At 37.4% G+C, this 21,950-nt stretch carries 18 protein-coding genes; 14 read left to right on the top strand and 4 right to left on the bottom strand.

What is annotated here, in order from left to right; genetic code table 11:
• Positions 1 to 8: 8 nt before the first annotated feature.
• Positions 9 to 437: a GatB/YqeY domain-containing protein gene (locus B3D94_RS09675; RefSeq protein WP_069482045.1), complete on the top strand. Its 429-nt coding sequence runs from the start codon at positions 9 to 11 to the stop codon at positions 435 to 437.
• 79 nt (positions 438 to 516) lie between these two features.
• Here the strand turns inward: B3D94_RS09675 and B3D94_RS09680 are convergent, their stop codons facing one another.
• The 3 genes from B3D94_RS09680 to B3D94_RS09690 all read right to left on the bottom strand — a co-directional run bounded on the left by B3D94_RS09680 (position 517) and on the right by B3D94_RS09690 (position 4,897).
• On the bottom strand, positions 517 to 2,214 hold the full coding sequence (locus B3D94_RS09680; RefSeq protein ID WP_069482044.1) for a methyl-accepting chemotaxis protein: 1,698 nt from the start codon (positions 2,212 to 2,214) through the stop codon (positions 517 to 519).
• Positions 2,198 to 3,841, bottom strand: coding sequence for a pyridoxal phosphate-dependent decarboxylase family protein (locus B3D94_RS09685; protein ID WP_291757315.1), 1,644 nt, complete (start codon positions 3,839 to 3,841; stop codon positions 2,198 to 2,200). Before B3D94_RS09685 ends, B3D94_RS09680 begins: the two co-directional genes overlap by 17 nt.
• A gap of 351 nt (positions 3,842 to 4,192) precedes the next feature.
• Complete coding sequence (locus B3D94_RS09690) at positions 4,193 to 4,897, bottom strand: polysaccharide deacetylase family protein (RefSeq protein ID WP_069482042.1); 705 nt, start codon at positions 4,895 to 4,897, stop codon at positions 4,193 to 4,195.
• A gap of 136 nt (positions 4,898 to 5,033) precedes the next feature.
• Here B3D94_RS09690 and B3D94_RS09695 point away from each other — a divergent pair, with 136 nt between their 5' ends.
• The 13 genes from B3D94_RS09695 (at position 5,034) to B3D94_RS09755 (ending at position 20,185) form a co-directional block, all read left to right on the top strand.
• Complete coding sequence (locus B3D94_RS09695; RefSeq protein ID WP_291757097.1) at positions 5,034 to 6,224, top strand: DHH family phosphoesterase; 1,191 nt, start codon at positions 5,034 to 5,036, stop codon at positions 6,222 to 6,224.
• Positions 6,225 to 6,335: 111 nt separating this feature from the next.
• A complete protein-coding gene (locus tag B3D94_RS09700; RefSeq protein WP_291757099.1) occupies positions 6,336 to 7,196 on the top strand; it encodes a DUF4179 domain-containing protein in 861 nt (286 codons plus the stop codon).
• Between the two features lie 88 nt (positions 7,197 to 7,284).
• Positions 7,285 to 8,448 (top strand): chromate efflux transporter, encoded by a 1,164-nt coding sequence (chrA, locus tag B3D94_RS09705; RefSeq protein WP_291757101.1) that lies wholly within the window; start codon positions 7,285 to 7,287, stop codon positions 8,446 to 8,448.
• A 170-nt stretch (positions 8,449 to 8,618) separates the two neighbouring features.
• A complete protein-coding gene (hemW, locus tag B3D94_RS09710; RefSeq protein WP_291757104.1) occupies positions 8,619 to 9,764 on the top strand; it encodes a radical SAM family heme chaperone HemW in 1,146 nt (381 codons plus the stop codon).
• An 89-nt stretch (positions 9,765 to 9,853) separates the two neighbouring features.
• The gene (gene hrcA / locus B3D94_RS09715; protein WP_069482037.1) at positions 9,854 to 10,882 is read left to right on the top strand and encodes a heat-inducible transcriptional repressor HrcA; all 1,029 of its coding nucleotides are present in this window, start codon (positions 9,854 to 9,856) and stop codon (positions 10,880 to 10,882) included.
• Between the two features lie 17 nt (positions 10,883 to 10,899).
• A complete protein-coding gene (gene grpE, locus B3D94_RS09720; RefSeq protein ID WP_291757106.1) occupies positions 10,900 to 11,472 on the top strand; it encodes a nucleotide exchange factor GrpE in 573 nt (190 codons plus the stop codon).
• Positions 11,473 to 11,547: 75 nt separating this feature from the next.
• Positions 11,548 to 13,383 (top strand): molecular chaperone DnaK, encoded by a 1,836-nt coding sequence (gene dnaK / locus B3D94_RS09725; protein WP_069482035.1) that lies wholly within the window; start codon positions 11,548 to 11,550, stop codon positions 13,381 to 13,383.
• 231 nt (positions 13,384 to 13,614) lie between these two features.
• The gene (dnaJ, locus tag B3D94_RS09730; RefSeq protein WP_012295326.1) at positions 13,615 to 14,733 is read left to right on the top strand and encodes a molecular chaperone DnaJ; all 1,119 of its coding nucleotides are present in this window, start codon (positions 13,615 to 13,617) and stop codon (positions 14,731 to 14,733) included.
• A 21-nt stretch (positions 14,734 to 14,754) separates the two neighbouring features.
• The gene (prmA, locus tag B3D94_RS09735; RefSeq protein WP_069482034.1) at positions 14,755 to 15,696 is read left to right on the top strand and encodes a 50S ribosomal protein L11 methyltransferase; all 942 of its coding nucleotides are present in this window, start codon (positions 14,755 to 14,757) and stop codon (positions 15,694 to 15,696) included.
• Positions 15,697 to 15,778: 82 nt separating this feature from the next.
• Entirely contained in the window at positions 15,779 to 16,516 is a 738-nt protein-coding gene (locus B3D94_RS09740) for a 16S rRNA (uracil(1498)-N(3))-methyltransferase (RefSeq protein ID WP_069483391.1), read from the top strand.
• A gap of 261 nt (positions 16,517 to 16,777) precedes the next feature.
• On the top strand, positions 16,778 to 17,578 hold the full coding sequence (locus B3D94_RS09745) for a CsxC family protein (protein ID WP_069482033.1): 801 nt from the start codon (positions 16,778 to 16,780) through the stop codon (positions 17,576 to 17,578).
• 339 nt (positions 17,579 to 17,917) lie between these two features.
• Entirely contained in the window at positions 17,918 to 19,273 is a 1,356-nt protein-coding gene (locus tag B3D94_RS09750) for a BC_2427 family protein (RefSeq protein WP_291757116.1), read from the top strand.
• A 144-nt stretch (positions 19,274 to 19,417) separates the two neighbouring features.
• Positions 19,418 to 20,185, top strand: a complete 768-nt coding sequence (locus B3D94_RS09755) for a CsxC family protein (protein ID WP_069482031.1) — start codon at positions 19,418 to 19,420, stop codon at positions 20,183 to 20,185.
• 83 nt (positions 20,186 to 20,268) lie between these two features.
• On the opposite strand, the gene mtaB is transcribed toward B3D94_RS09755, so the two are convergent.
• On the bottom strand, positions 20,269 to 21,618 hold the full coding sequence (mtaB, locus tag B3D94_RS09760) for a tRNA (N(6)-L-threonylcarbamoyladenosine(37)-C(2))-methylthiotransferase MtaB (protein WP_008179468.1): 1,350 nt from the start codon (positions 21,616 to 21,618) through the stop codon (positions 20,269 to 20,271).
• Positions 21,619 to 21,950 lie beyond the last annotated feature (332 nt).

A 21,950-nucleotide genomic window follows, 5' to 3' on the forward strand; every position in this document is an offset into this window, starting at 1 on the left:
TGAGGGTATTGTTAAAAACAGAGGTATTTGATCAATTAAAAACGGCAATGAAAGAAAAAGATATTTTGGCAAAGGGTGTATTATCTCTTTTAAAATCGGCTTTAGATATGGCTGAAAAAGAAAAGGGAGAGGCTTTAACTGCTGATGAAGAAATGGCCATTGTAAATCGAGAGGTCAAACAAACAAATCAGGCTTTAGAGGGTGCTCAAAAGGCTGAGCGATCAGATTTAATTGAGAAAGAAGAAGCCAAATTAGTACTCTTGAAATCATTCTTACCAAAGCAATTATCGGAAGAAGAGATTGCTGGAAAATTAGTAGCCGCTGGTGTTGAAAAAGGAATGAATATGGGAGAGGCTATGAAAATTGCAAAACCATTACTTTCTGGTCAAGCTGAGGGTGCAGTGATTTCAAAAGTTGTGAAAAGTATTATTGCTTAATCTTCTACCTTCTTGGTAGAAGATTTTTTTGTTCTACTAAAAACCGCTACACCTTGTCAGGCATAGCGGTTATGTTTATTTATAATTTAAATTTCTGGATGATATGGCGAAGTTCCTGTGCCATCTCAGCTAAGTTATTTGAGGATGCAGTAATTTCTTCAATACTTGCAGATTGCTCCTCGGATGCTGCTGCTACGTTTTGAATATTGCCTGATGATTGTACAGCTACTACTCCCACTTGCTCAACAGAAACAGCAATACTGCTAACTCCTTCGTTGATATTGGACATAATGCTATTCACATGATCCATTTCCTTCGTCAGGTCTGTGATGTGGGCATAAATATCAGCAAATGCTTCACCTGAGGCATTGAAGGTTGTAGAGCTTTCAGCGAGATTGCTACTACTAATTGCCATTGATTTTACGGCTTGGGCAGATTCCTCTTTAATCGTTTCAATACGTGTACGAATACTATTTGTTGCATCTAATGATTGGTCTGCTAGTTTACGTACTTCCTCTGCAACGACCGCAAAGCCCTTCCCATGTTCACCTGCACGAGCTGCCTCAATCGAAGCATTTAAAGCAAGTAAATTAGTTTGATCAGTAATCTGTGTAATTAATGTTACAATATCTCCAATTTCATTTGTGTACGTACTTAAGCGCTCCACAACAGTTGCAGATTCTTGAATAGCTTGAGATGTAACGGCCATTTTTTCAGTGGCATCTTTAATCGTAGTATTGCCTTTTTCTGAAATAGCTGACGCATTGAATGCCTTTTCAGTCACATCCGTAACGCTTGTTACAACCTCAGACATTTTGCCCGAGATGGATGTAATATGACTTTCGACTTCCTCAATCGAATAGGTTTGTTTTTCTGATCCGGCTGCGACTTCTTGCATGGAAGAGGTAATTTGCTGTATGGAAGCACTTGTTTGCTCAGAGCTTGCTGTTAATTCCTCAGACATCGCTGCCACTTGCTCAGCATTTTGAGCAATTTGCTGAATCAATATACGTAGATCCTCTGTCATATTTTCAATGCCAGATGAAAGTTGAGCAATCTCATTAGAGCCCTTTATATGAAGCGGTTCAACTGCTAATTCGCCCTGCGCAACTTGTCCTACATATTGAGTCATTTTTTTGATTGGTCTCGTAATACCTACGCTAATGAAGTAAGCAACGATAATGCCTAAAATCACAAAAATAACCGTCATAATAATACAAATCCAAAGTGTTTCTGTTTGAAGTTTAGAGATAAAGGAAGCGTCCATATCTAAACCAAAAATAATATCTGTATCTTTAAATGGGATGAATATAGATTTATGGATACCATACTCATCTTTATAAATATCACTTGTTTGAATTGTTCCAGTGTTTATAGCTTCACGCATTTCTACACTAAATTCATAATCTTGTTGATGATTGTCCGTATCACTTAAAGCGACGATATGCTCTTTCCCATTTGCATTAGAAAGCACATAGGCATTTTCAATATCGTATTTTTTAATTGTTGCATTCAATTGATCTAATAATTTTTTATATTTATCAGGACTACCATTATCCGCAGCCTTTACATCATTTTTCTCGATATTTTCAAATATAGTGCTCGATGTTATTTCTAATGTCGATTCAAATTGTTTAATAACAAAATTGTCGATAATACGATATGAAACTGCAAACAATACAATGCTAAATATCAACGAAATAATGGCTATCGGAATAGTAAAGCTAGCAATATACTTATAAAGTAATGAACTCTTAAATTTATTGACGATACGCAATTTGAGACGCCTCCAATACTTGAAGCTTTTTCTGTAAGAATTGAATCATATTAGGGATATGCTCAGTCTCCGTATAAGGTGAAATGGAGAAGAACTTTGCCGCAGCCACTGGTACAAGTTGTGTTGTATCATTTGTATGTACTGTGCAAACTCGAGTTGTATCACCAAAGAATACTTCGTCTCGACCTTCTCCGATAATCTCAAATAAAGAAGCATTGATGGCATTAATACGTTCAATTTGATCTTGTGAATAGTGACCAGCCTGTTCTGCTTGCCAGTTTAAGCCATCTGGGTATAAACGAAAGGCAGTGACTGGCCCAATATTCATTTCATTGACAACCTGTAAGCTTGGTATTTTTGTAGCTAATTGTGCACGGAATGCTAAATTCACACGTACATAATTGGCAAGTATTTGTTGATAGCCTTCCTTACCGAATGCTTGCAAAGCAGCCAAAATTGCAATAGAGCTACCCATACGGGAACATTCTAACGTGTAACCTGTATGATAGGAGCCGTAGCCACGATTACCAACATAAGGTGTATCAAAGTCCTCAATATCTAATAGCTGTAAGCTTTTACCGTCTTTAATTAAGAATAAGCTTGTTAAATAAGGTGTTTGTCCAAGCTTTTGGAAATCAAAGCAAAGGCTATCTGCAATTGCTAGATGCTGCATACGTTCATGGATTTGTGACAGTCCTTGTAATACATTCTCTTCGAATTGAAGTGGATTTTTTTTGAAATCATAATCATTGAAAAATGCATGAAAACCACCTAATGCTGAGTCAGCATGAATATGTACTGGTTGTAGGTTGTACTTTTGCTCAAGGCTAGTTGTAACTTCTTTTACAGCCTTTACATCATCAATGCCAAATTGATCTGTTGCTCCTGTTGTTGCTACGACATAGACAGGAATACCACCTTTTTCGATGACCTCAGTCATGCGTGCACGTAAGTCTTCCACATCCATGGAGTGATCTTTGCCTGCTTTTACACGTACTAAATGTTTACTGCCAATTCCTACTGCTTCAATAGATTTTAAGAGGCTATAATGTGCATTTTCTGAAGCAAAACAATATAAATTATTAGGAATACCATCTTCTTTAGCGTGTGGGAATTGCTTTGCAATAGCCAGACGTAATCCGCTGAAAACAGCCCCTTGACCGCCCCATGTAGTATAGCCAAAGCTTTTCGTGTAATCATAGCCTACTAACTTAGACATCATGGCCACTACCTTTACCTCACACTCAGCAGCAGCAGGTCCATAAACATCCCATAAGTTATTGCCATTCAACAGAGCATTTGTAAACTGGCCTAATATGCCAGGAATGCTGGCCATTGGCAAAACATTTGTGACAAAGTTACGCGTATGATAAGGATGCCCTTGCATTAATTCTGTTAATTCTTCTACCACTTGATCGAGCCCAACACCACTTGTTGGTACTTGATGGTCCTGCATTAGCTCTTGATAAAAATTAGCAGAGCGTTCTTTCATTGGACCTAGTGTCGTTTTATTTGGATCCTTTAACTTATCTAATGAAGAAACAATTTTCTCTAATAAGGATATAAAATTCTCTCTTTGTTGAATATTTCCATCTTCGCTCTGGAATAATTGTTGGATATTTTGCATCATCATCATCCTTTATAGTTCATATTTCCTCTATTTTCAATTAAGTGAAAATAGGTCCTTATACTAAAAGTATAATAGCATATTTTAGCAGAGATGGTGATTATATTTTACTGAAAAAATATATATTAACATTTCCGAAAAATCTAACATTGAGAAACTTCGTTGTTTAACTTTGTAATAAGGGGATAAAGGCTGTGTAAATTTTGTGAAGGTACGATGGTAGGAGAGTAAATAATATAAAATACTATAATGTTAATATTATAGTGAATGAACATGATAGTGCTGCTTCATGACTATTACTGCCTAAGGAATCTGTCCTATAGTAGGCACAGATTCCTAAGTGTTTTTTTATTAATCATTTTTGATGGTTAAAAGTTCATCAATCGTTACAAATGTGTAACCTTCGTCCAACAATGTCTGTAAAATCTCCTCTATGGCCTGTAATTCATTCTCCGTAGAATCATACATAGGATGCATTAAAATAATGGAACCTGGTCGAATGTTTTCCTTTACATACCTCACTTTTTCATCAGCCTGTGTGAAAAACGTATCAGGTTCTAAGTTCCATGTAATTGTCTCTCGCTGGTGTTTATTTAAGTAATACGGAAATCCAATTAGTTTTTTGCCGTATGGAGGTCTTACTACGATTGATTTCGTATAGCCAATTTCAGCTATTAAGTCATCGGTTTTTTCGATTTCATGTTTGATAAAGGCAGGGCTTTTTAATACCATACGCTTGTGTGAATACGTATGATTACCAATTTGATGACCAGCCGCAGCAATTTTTCTCGCCTCCTCAGGATGTTCTTCGATATCCTTTCCGATTAAAAAAAACGTTGCTTTCACTTGAAAATCGTCTAGTAACGATAAAATAGCATCGGTATTTTTAGTTGGTCCATCATCAAATGTCAACGCAACAACTTTGTCATTTGTCTCAACATGAGAGGTTATGTTTCCAAATAATTGATAATTGCGGGCATTCATTAGTTTATAGGCTGAAAAGATTAAAAGTATTACTACAATGACAATTCCACTATAGGCGAGCTTACGTTTCATTGATATTTCTCCTTCTAATATGAATTTGTGTAGCTGAAGTAATTGTTTTAAATGTATGTGATCACGTATTTTTTTTCAACGACATTTTTTTGTTTGAATAACAAAAAAGTAACCATACTATATCGGAGGTGATGACATGTATAAATTACTATCACATAACGATTTAGATGGTGTAGGTTGTGGGATTCTAGCCAAGCTAGCGTTTAACGATCAGGTGAAAATAAGATATAACTCTGTTACAGCACTTGACCGTGAAATCGAGTTTTTTTTGGAAAATGAACAGTCCAAAACTTTTTTATTTATTACAGATCTTTCTCCGAATGAGGGGAACGAAAAAAGGATTGATGATTACTTTCAGGTTACTGGGAATGTGCAACTTTTAGACCATCATCAAACAGCCATCCACCTCAATCAGTACGAGTGGGGTAAGGTTGTAATAGAAGATGAGCAAGGCCTTTTAACGTCTGCCACATCATTATTTTATCAATACCTTGTCATGCATGGACTATTAGAAAAAACAGATGTTCTTTCAGAGTTTGTTGAGTTAGTGAGACAGTATGATACATGGGAATGGGAAAAGAACGGAAATTATCAGGCTCAACGATTGAATGCACTCTTTTTTTTAGTGTCTATAGAAGAATTCGAAGAGAAAATGCTGGATCGTTTAAAAAGTCAAACTCATTTCGACTTTGATGAATTCGAAAAGAAAATTTTAAGCATGGAAGAGGAGAAAATAGAACGTTATATTCGCCGAAAAAAACGTGAGCTTATTCAAACAAATTTAGGTGACTTCTATGGTGGGGTTGTTTATGCAGAATCTTATCATTCTGAGCTTGGCAATGAATTAGGAAAAGAAAACGTACATCTTGATTATATTGCCATGATTAACATGGGGAGTAAAAGAGTTTCCTTCCGTACGATACATGATCATATTAATGTGGCGTCCATTGCAGCCTTGTTTGGGGGAGGAGGGCATCAAAAAGCAGCTGGGTGCTCATTGACAGTGGAGGCATACAAGCAATTTGTGTTAGAAACATTCCACTTAGAGCCCATTCCTGAGGACGCAAAAAAAAATCGCTATAACCTTAAGGGCGCGACCTTTGGAACCTTCTATAAAAATCACGATGATGAAATATTTCTGCTCTATTCAAATAATGAAATGGATTGGATCATTGAAATAAATAAAACTCCACTTGAGCAAACCTTTAAGAGCTTTAAGGATGCCGAATGGTATGTAAAGCGATATTATCGGGCTTGGCTAGTAAGAGATGATTTATTCGTGGACTATTTAATGCAAGAAGTAAATAAGGTTCGTCATCTAAAATAAAGGGAGTGAATAATTCCTTTTATACATATTGATTTTGTTCAACCTTCTTTTCGGGTTATATAATGCCTCTTTACTAACTACAATAAATCATAACTATTTATAAAAAAAGAGGTGTACTTGTTGTCCGATGATATCTTTCGAGTTGTAGATTTAAATAAGGAAAATCGAGGACGCAAAAAGTGGGGAATTGTTGTTGTATTTTTGTTAGTCTTAGTAATTGGTAGTTCCTCTTTGCTGTATTGGCTGTGGGATAGAGAAGTGGATTTTGAGGCTTATAAAACAGAGGTAGGGGAAACGGCTAACAATAGTCTAGGGCGTTTAACGTTAAATGAAGTAATTATGGATGATAATCAAATTTTACTGAATGCAACCTTCGAGCCTGCTAAAGAGTTTAAGCCAGACCATCAGGTGTTTTTCTTTCCTCAAATACTTGTTAACGGTAAAGATTATATGGTTCGTAATGGAGGTCAGTCTATTGCAAAATCTGCAAATGTTTATACCATTTACAATAGCATCAAAATGGATGATTTCCCGACAGATGAAATTTTGGAATTGGACATTCGGTATAAAGATTGGAATGTAGAAACACGCATTGAAAAGCCGTGGGAATTTCAAGTAGAGGCGTCACAAGAGCAATTACAAGAAGATCGCCATATTTTTTTAATCGAAAAAAAAGTCAAACATATTGATCAGCAAGAGTTAATGATTGATCGTGTAGTTTCCACCCCTATTTCAACTACCATTTATTTTCATACGGAGAAAAGTATCGTTAATGATGCTTTGCACTTTAAAATTCTGTCTAAAGGTGGGCAATCATGGACTTTTGAAACACCCTATCCTTTAAATAAAGAAGGAACAAAGTGGGGAAGCCGTGTGGATGGACTATACTTATCTGAGAAAAATTATATGTTAGTTCCTGTCGATAAGGATGGGAGTAAACTTGATTCCACCATTAAAATAAAAAAAGATTAGCGATGAATGAAAATTTACAAACTCTTAATCTGAAAGAATCACCTTTCCATGTAAGATTAAAAAAAAGATATGGAAAGTAGTTGAGAGTTTGCGAACGCTATGGGAGATTTTTTATGTTTCATTAAAATTAGGGTGTACGTCATTTGGGGGACCAACAGCTCATTTAGGTTATTTTCAACAAGAATATGTGCAAAAGCGTAAATGGCTATCTGCCCAAGATTATAGTCAACTTGTCATATTGAGCCAATTTTTACCGGGACCTGCATCTAGTCAGGTGGGAATGGGGATTGGCTTATTAAGGGGTGGTATATTAGGGAGTGTCCTTTCGTTCCTGGGCTTTACGCTACCCTCTGTGTTGTTATTGATGGTATTTGCCTATTTTTCCATGTATACAGAAATAAAAATGGATTGGATTCATGGTTTAAAGTTAGTAGCTGTGGCAATTGTGGCACAAGCAATATTTGATATGAGTAGAAAATTACTATCTACAAAAATACATTTGTTGATCACTATAATAGCGCTCATCATCGTGTTAGTATGGGTCCATCCGTTGGCACAAATAACAGCGATTTTACTAGCTGCTTGTGTGGGTTTTCAACTAATAAAAAAATGTAACGATGGCAAAGTGCCAATAGCAATTCATATGCCTATTTCTAAATCCACTGGTATTGCTTTATTAACCCTGTTCTTGATATTACTCTTTGGTTTACCGATGATAAGTACTTTGTGGAATCATGAATGGGTAACGATGCTTGAGAAGTTTTATCTAGCAGGCGCACTGGTATTTGGTGGTGGCCATGTAGTCTTACCCTTATTGGAGGCACAGTTTGTTCAAAGTGGACAAATGAGTACTGCAGACTTTTTAGCAGGCTATGGTATGACACAGGCAGTACCAGGGCCGCTATTTACATTTGCAGCTTATATCGGCATGGCTATTGCTGGTGTACCAGGTGCAATTATAGCTACTTTGGCAATTTTTCTGCCAGCATTTTTGTTAGTGATAGGAGCCCTCCCTTTTTGGTTCAGCCTAAGCCGTAATGCCCGACTAAAAGGGGCAATGGCAGGAGCCAATGCGGCAGTCGTCGGAATTTTGGTCGCTGCCTTTATCCAACCGATTGTGACACAAACTATTCAAAACGGATTAGATATTGCCTTTGTCGCTGTCTTTTTATGGTGTTTAATGCGCTGGAAGATGCCGCCTTACTTATTGGTGCTTTTAGGTATAGTGGTCGGTATTGTTTGTTATACATGAATTTAACTAGTAGGCTAGATGAATTTCTTTGGCTTACTAGTTTTTAGTTTGTAGAAAAATAATTGGGGGAAAAATATGTGTAAACCCACTAGAGGGTTTCATAGCGTTCCTTCTATTGATTCGTTATAATGTAGAAATGGAAAAGACTTAACGAGAAAGAAGGGATTGCTATGGCACGAGGTGTTTACATTCATATTCCTTTCTGTCATCAAATCTGTAATTATTGTGATTTCAATAAATTTTACTTTAAAAATCAACCAGTGGATGAATATATAGAAGCACTTGGGAAAGAAATGGCGCTTGCAACGCAAAAAAATCCCGAAAGCTTTCGTCATATCGAAACAATTTTCTTAGGTGGAGGGACACCAACAGCATTATCGCCACAGCAATTGGACAAACTACTTACATTAATTCATACGTATATTCCAATGAATAGTGTGACAGAATTTACATCAGAGGCGAATCCAGATGAATTGTCTTCGGAGAAATTGCAAGTTTTGTTTGATGGCGGTGTCAATCGACTAAGTATGGGCGTTCAATCCTTCGATCAAGGATTGTTACAAAAAATCGGACGGACACATAGTAACGAGCATGTGTATGAAACAATTAACTTGGCTAAAAAAATCGGCTTCCAAAATATTAGTATTGATCTAATGTATGGATTGCCAGGTCAATCAATGGTCCAATGGAAGGACTCATTAGAAAAAGCATTGGCCCTTGATTTACCTCATTTCTCTGCTTATTCCCTTATTGTGGAGCCCAAAACGATTTTTTATAATCAGTACGCAAAAGGAAAGCTCCATTTACCAACAGAGGATTTGGAAGCGGATATGTACGATGTTTTAATGCAGCAAATGGAATTGCATGGTCTTCAACAATACGAAATTAGTAATTTTGCGAAGACTGGTTATCACTCAGAACATAACAAGATCTACTGGGATAACGACGAATATGCTGGCTTTGGTGCTGGTGCCCATGGATATCTAGCAGGTATACGCTATTCCAATCATGGACCATTAAAAAAATATATGGAAACTGTTTTGGCAGGGGAGATCCCAATTGTCCATGAGCATGGAGTATCACAGGCTGAAAAAAGAGAAGAACAAATGTTTTTAGGACTGCGTAAAACTGAGGGAGTTAAGCACAAAATATATGAAGAGAAGTTGAAAACACCAATCGTAGCCCATTATGATTCTGTTCTGAAAGAGCTAGTATCAAAAGGACTTTTAGAACATGATGATGTGGGTGTTCGCCTTACAAGAAAAGGGCGTTTTGTGGGTAATGAGGTGTTTCAACAATTTTTGCTAGAAGAATGAGCGATATCGTTGACATAAATTGTGGGATTTGATAATTTAATAATAGTATTAGCACTCCTCTTAGTTGAGTGCTAACAGAGGTGATAATCATGCTAACAAATCGGCAGTTACAGATTTTGCAAGTAATTATAGATGACTTTATTTTATCTGCACAGCCGGTAGGTTCTCGCCAAATCTCCAAAAAACAAGGGATTACATTTAGTCCAGCCACAATTCGAAATGAAATGGCGGATTTAGAGGAATTAGGCTATTTAGAAAAAACGCATACTTCCTCTGGTCGAGTGCCTTCGGAAAAGGGTTACAGATTTTATGTAGATCATTTGTTGAGTCCTCAAGGCATTAACTCGAGAGACATTCAACAGATTCAATCGATTTTCAATGATCGACTTGTAGAAGTAGAGCATATTATCCGAAAGTCAGCCAATATTCTATCAGAGCTGACATCTTATACTTCCATACTATTAGGCCCTGATGTTCAAAGACATCGTGTCAAAAGATTTTCCATTGTACCACTGTCTAGTGATACAGCAGTAGCGATTATCGTGACAAATAATGGACATGTTGAAAATCGCTTATTTAATTTACCACCTGATTTTACCGCTTCGGATTTAGAAAAAATGGTTAATATCTTGAATGATCGCTTAATAGGTGTGTCATTAGAAGAGCTCCATAAAAGCCTTGAAGCTGAAGTGTTGGCAGTTTTACAGCAACATGTTCGATCAGCGGATGATTTTATTCATGCACTCGTAACAGCGACAATGCAAAATACAGAAAGTAAGATTTTCTATGGTGGTAAAACGAATATGTTTAATCAACCTGAGTTTCATGATTTAAATAAAGTCCGTATGATATTGGACTTAATGGAAACGACCAGCCAAGTGCAGTCATTATTCCATCCAAATGAATCAGGAATTCATATTCGAATAGGCTCTGAAAATAAACAGCTAGAAATGGAAAATTGCAGTGTCATTACCACTACTTATTCTATAGGTGATGATCAACAGGGAGCCATTGCTATTATTGGTCCAACACGCATGGATTATAAGCGTGTGGTGGCATTATTAGACGTAATACGCTTGGACTTAACACAAGCATTTACGAAGAATCGTAGTGAGTAATAATGAGGAGGATTCAAGTGACGGAAACAACTGAAAACAAAGATTTAGTACAAGAGGATGTACAAGCTGAAACGACAGCAGAAGAAGTAGAGGGCACAGAGGTTCAAGAAGAAATTGAATTATCAGTGGAAGAACAATATGAGGCGAAACTTGCTGAATTACAAGCAAAGCTAGATGACGAGGAAAACCGACACCTACGTCTACGTGCAGATTTCGATAATATGCGTCGTCGTCAACAACTAGATCGTGAGGCTGCTGAAAAGTACCGAGCGCAAAGCTTATTATCTGATTTATTGCCAGTCCTTGATAATTTTGAGCGTGCATTACAGGTGGAGACATCTTCTGAAGAGACTGCATCTATTATTAAAGGGATTGAAATGGTGTATCGCTCATTGCTAGAAGCAACAGAAAAAGAAGGCCTGCAAGTGATTAAAGCAGAAGGTGAGCAATTTGATCCAAATATCCACCAAGCTGTAATGCAGGAACAGGATAGTGAAAAAGAAACGGGTGTAGTCTTACGCGAGCTACAAAAAGGATATATCTTAAAAGATCGTGTTTTACGCCCAACAATGGTATCTGTGAACGAATAGTCTTAGCACTATTTAGTCAATTAAAATTAGTGAAAAAACGCATCCTTTGCGTCGAATTAATAGGAGGAAATTTTAATGAGCAAAATTATTGGTATTGACTTAGGAACAACAAACTCTTGCGTTTCTGTACTTGAAGGTGGCGAACCAAAAGTAATTCCAAATCCAGAAGGTAATCGTACAACACCATCTGTTGTTGCATTTAAAAATGGCGAACGCCAAGTTGGTGAAGTAGCGAAACGTCAATCAGTAACAAACCCAAACACAATCATCTCTATTAAATCAAAAATGGGTACAGCTGAAAAAGTAACGGTGGAAGACAATGATTACACTCCACAAGAAGTATCTGCTATGATTCTTCAATACTTAAAAGGTTACGCAGAAGATTACCTAGGTGAAAAAGTTACGAAAGCAGTAATTACAGTTCCTGCTTACTTTAATGATGCACAACGCCAAGCAACAAAAGATGCTGGTAAAATCGCTGGTCTTGAAGTTGAGCGTATCATCAATGAACCAACAGCTGCAGCATTAGCTTATGGCTTAGATAAACAAGATCAAGATCAAAAAGTTTTAGTATTTGACCTTGGTGGTGGTACATTTGACGTATCGATCCTTGAGTTAGGTGATGGTGTCTTTGAAGTATTAGCAACAGCTGGTGATAACAAACTAGGTGGGGATGACTTCGATGACGCAATCATCGAATATCTAGTGGCTGAATTCAAAAAAGAAAATGGCATTGATTTATCAAAAGATAAAATGGCAATGCAACGTTTAAAAGATGCTGCTGAAAAAGCGAAAAAAGACTTATCTGGTGTAACATCAACACAAATCTCTTTACCATTCATTACAGCTGGTGAAGCAGGTCCATTACACTTAGAAATTTCTTTAACACGTGCGAAATTCGATGAAATTACATTACCATTAGTAAATCGTACAGTAGGCCCAGTACGCCAAGCATTATCTGATGCAGGTCTTTCAACTTCTGAACTTGACCAAGTTATTCTAGTTGGTGGTTCTACTCGTATTCCTGCTGTACAGGAAGCAGTACGTAAAGAAACTAACAAAGAACCTCACCGTGGTGTAAACCCAGACGAAGTTGTAGCAATGGGTGCTGCAGTTCAAGGTGGCGTTTTAACAGGTGATGTGAAAGACGTTGTATTACTTGACGTAACACCACTTTCACTTGGTATCGAAACAATGGGTGGCGTGTTCACGAAATTAATTGACCGTAACACTACAATTCCAACATCTAAATCACAAGTATTCTCTACAGCAGCTGACAACCAACCAGCAGTAGATATTCACGTATTACAAGGTGAACGCTCAATGGCTGCAGACAACAAAACATTAGGTCGCTTCCAATTAGCAGATATTCCACCAGCACCACGTGGGGTACCTCAAATCGAAGTAACTTTCGACATTGATAAAAATGGTATCGTATCGGTAAAAGCGAAAGACCTTGGTACAAATAAAGAGCAAACAATTGTTATCCAATCTGATTCAGGTTTATCAGAGGCAGAAATTGAACGTATGGTAAAAGACGCAGAGGCTAATGCTGACGCAGATGCTAAACGTAAAGAAGAGGCAGATCTTCGCAACGAAGCTGACCAATTAGTATTCCAAGTGGATAAAACAATTACTGACCTAGGTGAGCAAATTACAGAAGATGAGAAAAAATCTGTAGAAGATGCTCGTGATGAATTGAAAAAAGCACTTGAAGCTGGCGAATTAGAAGGTATTAAAGCAGCTAAAGAAAAATTAGAAGGTGTTTTACAGCCATTAGTTATGAAAGTTTATGAACAAGCGGCAGCAGCTGCTCAAGCAGCACAAGGCGGAGAAGCAGACGCTGGTGCTGGTAAAAAAGATGATGGTGTTGTAGACGCTGATTTCGAAGAAGTAAAAGACGATAAATAAGAATTAAAAGCACAGTAAAGTGAAAAAGCCAAAGACCGCTTGCGGCTTTGGCTTTTGTCATGAAGTAAGGTTATCGAACTAGTAAAGGTACCAATTAAGGAATACTTGCATACGTTAACACTGCTAGGAAGTAAAAACCTCAAATTTATAGAGCGATTACTCGAAAAATAAGGCAGTTTTATCGACTGCATGTTACAATAGATTTTATGCAAACAGAGCGGAGTGTGAATCATGGAAAAACGCGATTATTACGAGGTGCTTGGCCTAACCAAATCGGCAACAAAAGACGAAATCAAAAAAGCATACCGTAAACTATCAAAGCAATATCACCCTGACCTTAATAAAGAGCCGGGTGCAGATGAAAAATTCAAAGAAATCGCTGAAGCATATGAAGTATTAAGTGATGATCAGAAAAAAGCACGCTACGACCAATTTGGTCATGAGGACCCAAATGCTGGCTTTGGTGGTGGCTTTGGAGGCGGCGGCTTTGGTGGCTTCGAGGATATTTTCAGTTCATTCTTTGGCGGTGGTGGACGTCGTCAGGACCCAAATGCGCCACGCAAAGGTGACGACCTGCAATATCGCATGAATATTAAATTTGAAGAAGCTATTTTTGGGAAAGAAACAGAAATTGAAATTCCTAAAGATGAAACTTGTGAAACTTGTCATGGCTCAGGAGCAAAGCCTGGTACGCAGCCTGAAACATGTTCGACATGTAATGGTGCTGGCCAAATCAACCAAGCAGTGGATACACCATTTGGTCGTATGATGAACCGTCGTTCTTGTACAACTTGTCATGGTACAGGGAAGATCATTAAAGAAAAATGTTCAACTTGTCGTGGAGAAGGAAAAGTTCAAAAACGCAAGAAAATTAAAGTGTCAATTCCGGCTGGTGTCGATGATGGTCAACAAATTCGAGTATCTGGTCAAGGTGAGCCAGGTATAAACGGTGGACCAGCAGGGGATTTATATATTATGTTCCGTGTCCAAGGTCATAATGATTTCGAACGTGATGGGGATGATATTTATTTCGAGTTGAAATTGACATTCCCACAAGCAGCACTTGGAGATGAAATTGAAGTACCAACTGTTCACGGCAAAGTAAAACTACGCATTCCAGCTGGAACACAGTCAGGTGCACAATTCCGTTTAAAAGATAAAGGTGTAAAAAATGTTCATGGCTATGGCATGGGGAACCAGTATGTAACCGTGAAGGTGATGACCCCAGAGAAATTAACGGAAAAACAAAAGCAATTATTACGAGAATTTGCAGAAATTAGTGGCGATATCCCTGAAGAACAAGGAAGTTCATTATTCGATAAAATTAAGAAAAAATTCCAAGGTGAATAATTAGAGGAGCTGAAGAGCTACGTGAAGTGGTCAGAATTATCCATTCATACAAAAAATGAAGCGGTAGAAGCAATTTCGAATATTTTGCATGAAGCAGGAGCAAGTGGTGTTGTTATTGAAGATTCTGCAGAATTTGCGAAGCCACGTGAAGATCAATTTGGTGAAATTTATGCGCTAAATGAAGAGGATTTCCCGAAGGATGGCGTCATTGTTAAAGCCTATTTATCGGAGTCTAGTTTCTTAAATGAAACGGTCGAGGAAATTAAAGCAGCTATTACAAATCTAACGAACTTTAACATTGATATTGGTGAAAATGTAGTATCCATTGTTGAGGTCAATGAGGAAGATTGGGCAACCGCGTGGAAGCAATACTACCATCCTGTCAAAATTTCTGAACGCTTTACCATTGTCCCTACATGGGAGCAATATACACCTGTCTCAACAGATGAATTAATTATTGAGTTAGATCCAGGTATGGCATTTGGTACAGGAACACATCCAACTACAGTGATGTGTCTACAAGGCCTTGAAAAGGTCATCAAAGAAGGCGATACGGTTGTTGATATTGGAACAGGATCAGGCGTATTGTCTATCGGAGCGGCACTACTTGGGGCTAAAAATGTGCATGCCCTTGATTTAGATGAGGTAGCAGTTCGCTCAGCGCAAGAAAATGTTGCTTTAAATAAAGTCGAGGACAAAGTAGCTGTTTTCCACGGTAACCTATTAGATACTGTTAAAGAACCCGCAGATGTAGTTGTCGCAAATATTTTGGCAGAAATTATTATGTCCTTCACTGACGATGCATTTACAATTGTGAAACCAGGTGGATTATATGTCACTTCAGGCATTATCGGTGCCAAACGCGATGAAGTAAAAGTAGCTCTGGAAGCTTCAGGCTTTATAATTGAAGAAGTATTATTAATGGAAGATTGGGTAGCAATCATTGCCCGTCGACCACTATAACATGACGAAGGAAGCGCCAAATCGTAAGCCATATGCTGGCGATTTGGCGCTTTCATTTCTTGCTAGGAAAGGACTGTGGAGCATGCAACGTTATTTTATTGAGACAGCCATAGAAAGTGCACGTATTAGTGGAGAAGATGCACGGCATATTGAACGAGTGATGCGCATGAAACAAGGTGATCAAATCGTTGTTGTGGCACAAAATATTGCTCATATTTGTACGATTATAGGATTTGAAGGTGACGAGGTAGTGATTGAAGCTACTGGCGAAACTATTCCTTCATCGGAGCTACCTATTCAAATAACAGTAGCTTGTGGCTTACCAAAGGGCGATAAGCTAGAGCTGATTACACAAAAAGCGACAGAGCTTGGCATGTTTGCCTTACTGCCATTTGAAGCTGAACGCTCTATTGTGAAATGGGACAAGAAAAAAGGGGCTAAAAAGCAAGAAAGATTGCAAAAAATTGCAAAAGAGGCGGCGGAACAAGCCCATCGTACACATATTCCAGCAGTGTATGAACCTGTTACATTTAAACAATTGTTACAAGATATAGACCAATTTGATGCCGTTTTTATCGCTGACGAAGAGGATGCAAAAGCTGAGAAACGCACAAGATTTGCGGACAAGCTAAAAAATGAGTATGATAAAAAGTCAAAATCAATGCTTATTATATTTGGTCCAGAGGGTGGCATTTCTCGTAAAGAGTCAGAGGCCTTGTTACAAGCAGGTGCTCAAACCATGTCGTTGGGACCAAGAATTTTACGTGCAGAAACAGCGCCACTGTATGCGTTGTCAGCCATATCCTATGAATTTGAATAACTTTTGTCATAGAGACATCTGACACACTTGTGCTGGAGAAAACCACTTATATTACTTGAAGTGGTTTTTTTTTATGGGATATAAATGTGAAATTTCAATACAGCAAATTCAATATCGACATACTCCTAAGGCGTAAAATCTCAAGCTCATAAATACCAAAATATATAAGAGAACAAGTTCAATGTCCATACATAGATTTTATGGCTACATATTCTAGCATAGAGAGCTCACTAAAACTATAAATTGAAATGAGGAGATTTTTTGAGTGAACAATTTGTTAATCAGAATCAACCTTGTCCAGTAACATCAACTGAACAAATACCACTAACGAATGATTTTACGCCACTAGTTGCTACACCAGTTACGGCGCCAACTATTAAAATACCAGTTGCATTGGCAGAACCAACATTACAAATCGTTGTAGAGTCGGATATTACGTTAAGTCCTGCAGCAACAGAAATCAAAAGAGTGAAAAAGCATGTCTTCCTAAATCAAGTGAAACTGGTACCAGTTCGCTTTGCACGAATTGATGGTACTGACTACTTTAGAGTAACAAGAGCTAAATTATTTGTTGCAGGACATATTCGTAAAAATATCGAATATGCTTCATCCGCATGTAACGGGGCACTTCAGGATAGAATAGCTGACGTTCCATTTTCAGGCTTCACGGAACTATTTTTCCCACAAACGATAGGAGGCCCTACACCAATTTTAGGAATTTCTGAGTTTGCGGAAGCGAACTTCCTTAATGAAGTTACTCAAATGGATGCTCGCCTAGATAAGGCATTCTTCCAAAATCTCGTTAAATACAATGAGCAACCATATGGTGAATTAGTAGCAGCAAACTTCTTTGAACTTGATTTTTCACCAAGGATGGCAACACCTGAAGGAACATTTAGCACATTGCGTGAAAAAATAGTATTAGAGCTTACAGTAAAAGTATTGCAAGTTCAACAAATCCGTTTGGGCGCTGGCAGTAGTGTAGTAACGCCTGTTCTTCCAGGGCTTACTCCACCAGCCACTCCTGTAGTTATTACGCCTCCTCCTACTGAATCTTGTTAACCTTGTATATTTAGAGGAACAAAGATGGTAATAAGAAGGCTCTAATATAATATCAATATTTAAGCTAGCAGTTGAAAGTTCGATTTATGCGAACTTTTAACTGCTTTTTTGCATGTTAAAAGACATCGGCCGTGTCCATGTAGGAGGACTGTGACAAAAGTAAAAAAAATGCATAATATGAATGGTAAGTAGTATGGCAATCTTTCGATTAAATAACGTCATTCATCATATGAGTACCTAACATATTCGAAACAGAAGATATAGCTAATAACCGATTATAAAAGAAATGAAATTTTATGTTGTGCGTTATTTGTCAAAATATATTTGGGGAGTGAACGAATGAAAACTCCATGGATTAACTTTAGAGAGATGAGGGAAGTCTCCTCTAAACAAAATAAATACATGGATTGGACGTATCAAACTAACATAGATGACGAAGTTCCATTAGAACCTCCATGTGATGGAGATGAAAGCAATCATCTACTTGGTATAAAAGAAGATGAAACAAGATATACAGATGAAACAATTTTAGCAGCTCAATTAGCTTCTAAACAAGACTTACCAGTACCTACAGAAACGAATGTTGAGGAAGTGATTGAACATTCCCTAGACAGTGATGAGATCATTGTAGAGGAATCCCCTTTAACAACGCACCACCCCGTACCAGCAAAAACGAGTGATGAAGAAGAAACCGAAAAACTCTCAGTTATAGATGAGAACTCCGCAGAGGAATCTTCTTTAACAGAACATCTACCCGTACTTATAGAAACGACTGTTGAGGACGAAATCGAACTTTCCTCTGATAGTGATGAGACTCATGTGGAAGAACAAGATTTAGCAGTTCAATCAGACAGTAATCGTAAATTTTTCAGTAATGCTGAATCCGAAGTTGAAAATAAAATGCAACTTGATGATACTGCGGATTTGGATAAAAATAATTCTATTCCAAAGTCAGTACAAGGAGAAGTGTGCTCCATTACCAAAAAAAGTCCGTTTTCTACTTATGTAGAGATCAAAGATTTTCTCCATGCTCCTATTTGTGGTGAAAATACTCAAAATACTACATTTGAATTTCTTGATTTAAACGATAACTCGACTCCTCAATTTGAGACTAAGCTTTTCCATACGATAACGGATTATCCTGAGTATACTGATTGTCGTTTGGTTCACTCGAACATTAATCAAATGATTTCTTTAATGAAGATGGATACTAATGATAAAAATAATCTGCAGCATCATCCGTTTAAATCAGTGGTATTTCCTTTACATAACCCGCAATCAATTGAAAAAGGAGAAATCAATTCATCCTCTATTGATCACTTTTTACATATTCGAGTTCCCGTTGTAGTCGGGGAATATAAAATTGAAATATGTCTTGAAGAGTTTCTTGAATTTGATAAAGGGATTGTAGAGGTGAAAGAGATCTCAAATAAGGTAGTGCTTACCGATTGTAGATTTATACCTATTCATTTATCCAAATCATTGGGAAATGGAACATGTACAGCATTAAAGGGAAATTTATTTATAGAAGGCTATATACAGCAAAATATTGAGTATACGTTACCTGATACGTCAAATGAATCAGTAATTTACTCCAATCATTTGTGTCAGAATATAGTATTAGAATTGATTATCCATATGCTACAAGTACAAAAAATTCGAGTCCTATATGGCAGCCCATGCTCTGGAAGATAATTGAACTCTTTTCGCACAGCTCAAAAATGCCTATTTAAAATCAATAAAAAACTAATATATACGTCCATGCATAGATTTAATTGCTACATATTCTAGCGATAGGAGAGCTCTCAAATAATAAAAAAATGAAAAGAGGGAATTTTTTTGAGTGATCAATTAGAAAATCAAATCGTACCTTGTCCAGTAGCATCAACTGAACAAATCCCATTGAGTAGTGAGATTACGCCAGTAATCACTACACCGGTTACGACACCAACTATAAAAGTACCAGTTGTACTTGCAGAACCAACACTTCAAATCGTTGTGGAGTCAGATATTACGCTTACTCCTGCAGCAACAGAAATCAAAAGAGTGAAAAAGCATGTCTTCCTAAATCAAGTGAAACTGGTACCAGTTAGCTTTGCACGAATTGCTGGCACTGACTTCTTTAGAGTAACAAGAGCTAAATTATTTGTTGCAGGACATATTCGTAAAAATATCGAATATGCTTCATCCGCATGTAATGGGGCACTTCGAGATAGAATTGCTGATGTTCCGTTTTCTGGATTTACAGATCTTACTTTCCCACAAACGATTGGAGGCTCTACACCAATCTTAGGAATTTCTGAGTTTGCGGAAGCGAACTTCCTTAATGAAGTTACCCAAATGGATGCTCGCCTAGATAAGGCATTCTTCCAAAATCTCGTTAAATACAATGAGCAACCATATGGTGAATTAGTAGCAGCAAACTTCTTTGAACTTGATTTTTCACCAAGGATGGCAGCACCTGAAGGGACATTTAGCACATTACGTGAAAAAATTGTATTAGATTTAACTGTAAAAGTATTGCAAGTTCAACAAATCCGTTTAGGCGTTGGAAGTAGTGTTATAACACCAGTACTTTTCGGGCTCACGCCTCCTACTAGTCCTTAATAATAATTTCTAGTTAACTTAAAAATTCAAATCAACCAATAAAAGGGGTTGCCTATATTACCAGGCAACCCATTTATTTTTTATTATTTAACTGTCTCTAAAACACGTACAAATTGTCCTTGTGAATGTGGGTAGCCTGCTTGTGTAATTTTCACCTTTACAAGCTGTCCGATGAGACTTTCAGGACCCTCAAACACTACTTTTAAGTAATTATCTGTATACCCCGTTAAAAGGCCTTCCTCTTCACTGCCATCATGTACAAACTCTTCAGGAATAACTTCTAACACCTGATCTTCAAAGCGAGAAGCATATTCTTTTGCTAGTTGATCATTTAGGGAGATGAGTCGGTGTACACGCTCATTTTTAATGTCTTCATCAATTTGATCTTCCATACGTGCAGCAGGAGTTCCTGTACGTGGAGAGAATGGGAAAACATGTAGTTCAGAGAACTTATGATCGCGAATAAAATTGTACGTATCCATAAATTCTTCTTCTGTCTCACCAGGGAAACCGACAATTACATCAGATGTAACAGCTAAATCAGGTAAAGCTTCATGTAATTTCGTTAAACGTTCGCCGAAAAATTCCATTGTATATTTACGACGCATACGTTTTAACACAGTATCCGATCCAGATTGAATTGGAATGTGTAAGTGATTCACGACAATTTTAGATTCACGTAATACGTCAATTACTTCATCAGTCAATTGGCTAGCCTCAATGGACGAAATGCGGAGACGTTTTAGTCCTTTTACATTGGCTTCTAAATCACGTAATAATTGGGCAAGATTATAATCCTTTAAATCCTGACCATAGCCACCAGTGTGAATACCTGTCAATACTATTTCAAGATAGCCTGCATCTACTAACTGTTGTGCTTGATGTAATACTTCTTGTGGATCACGAGAACGCATTAATCCGCGTGCCCATGGAATTATACAAAACGTACAGAAGTTATTACAGCCCTCCTGTATTTTTAAGGAAGCACGAGTGCGGTCTGTAAAAGCTGGTACATCTAATTCCTCATACACACGATTTTTCATAATATTACGTACAGCATTAATTGGCTGACGCTCAGCACGATATTGGTCAATATAACCAAGTAATTTTGTGCGGTCCTGCGTACCAACAACAATATCGACCCCAGGAATCGCCATAATTTCTGCTGGCGAAGTTTGTGCGTAGCAACCTGTTACACATATAACTGCATCTGGGTTTTGACGAATTGCTCGACGAATCACCTGACGTGACTTCTTATCTCCAGTATTAGTAACTGTACATGTATTAATGACATAAACGTCCGCTTGTTGATCAAATTCAGTGCGATCATAGCCTTCATCTTTAAATAGTTGCCAAATGGCTTCTGTTTCGTAGTGGTTAACTTTACAACCTAGAGTATGGAAACTCACGATTTTTGATCGCTCGTTACTCATAATTTATATCATCCTTTCAACTTCACATTACCTTGTGTTTCTTCACATTTAAATTACTTTGTAGTGTACTTATTTTAGATACGTGATTTATGATAACATAATCCTTTTAAAATCAATACTTTAAAGATTTTTTTGTGAATGTTTTTGTCCTCTTTTTTAGTGGACTAATTGTTTTCCTAGTGGGTAAACTATACGGAAATGAAAGTTGTTCAAGGACACAATTACTTGAATTGAACTTCATGTATCTATTAACAAAAAGCTAATTTCACAAGAACAACGCCAACAATCATTTCAATAGAAAGAAATTAGACGCCAACGTGAAAAAATGGTAT

The sequence above is a fragment of the Lysinibacillus sp. UBA5990 genome (genome assembly GCF_002429815.1).
GTDB lineage: Bacteria > Bacillota > Bacilli > Bacillales_A > Planococcaceae > Lysinibacillus > Lysinibacillus fusiformis.

What these genes read in the sequence shown, in the direction of transcription:
- B3D94_RS09750 (WP_291757116.1), top strand. Translation starts at nt 17,918, where the DNA reads ATGAAAACTCCATGGATTAACTTTAGAGAGATGAGGGAAGTCTCCTCT.
- mtaB (WP_008179468.1), bottom strand. Translation starts at nt 21,618, where the DNA reads ATGAGTAACGAGCGATCAAAAATCGTGAGTTTCCATACTCTAGGTTGT.
- B3D94_RS09695 (WP_291757097.1), top strand. Translation starts at nt 5,034, where the DNA reads ATGTATAAATTACTATCACATAACGATTTAGATGGTGTAGGTTGTGGG.
- B3D94_RS09740 (WP_069483391.1), top strand. Translation starts at nt 15,779, where the DNA reads ATGCAACGTTATTTTATTGAGACAGCCATAGAAAGTGCACGTATTAGT.
- B3D94_RS09690 (WP_069482042.1), bottom strand. Translation starts at nt 4,897, where the DNA reads ATGAAACGTAAGCTCGCCTATAGTGGAATTGTCATTGTAGTAATACTT.
- hemW (WP_291757104.1), top strand. Translation starts at nt 8,619, where the DNA reads ATGGCACGAGGTGTTTACATTCATATTCCTTTCTGTCATCAAATCTGT.
- hrcA (WP_069482037.1), top strand. Translation starts at nt 9,854, where the DNA reads ATGCTAACAAATCGGCAGTTACAGATTTTGCAAGTAATTATAGATGAC.
- dnaK (WP_069482035.1), top strand. Translation starts at nt 11,548, where the DNA reads ATGAGCAAAATTATTGGTATTGACTTAGGAACAACAAACTCTTGCGTT.
- B3D94_RS09685 (WP_291757315.1), bottom strand. Translation starts at nt 3,841, where the DNA reads ATGCAAAATATCCAACAATTATTCCAGAGCGAAGATGGAAATATTCAA.
- dnaJ (WP_012295326.1), top strand. Translation starts at nt 13,615, where the DNA reads ATGGAAAAACGCGATTATTACGAGGTGCTTGGCCTAACCAAATCGGCA.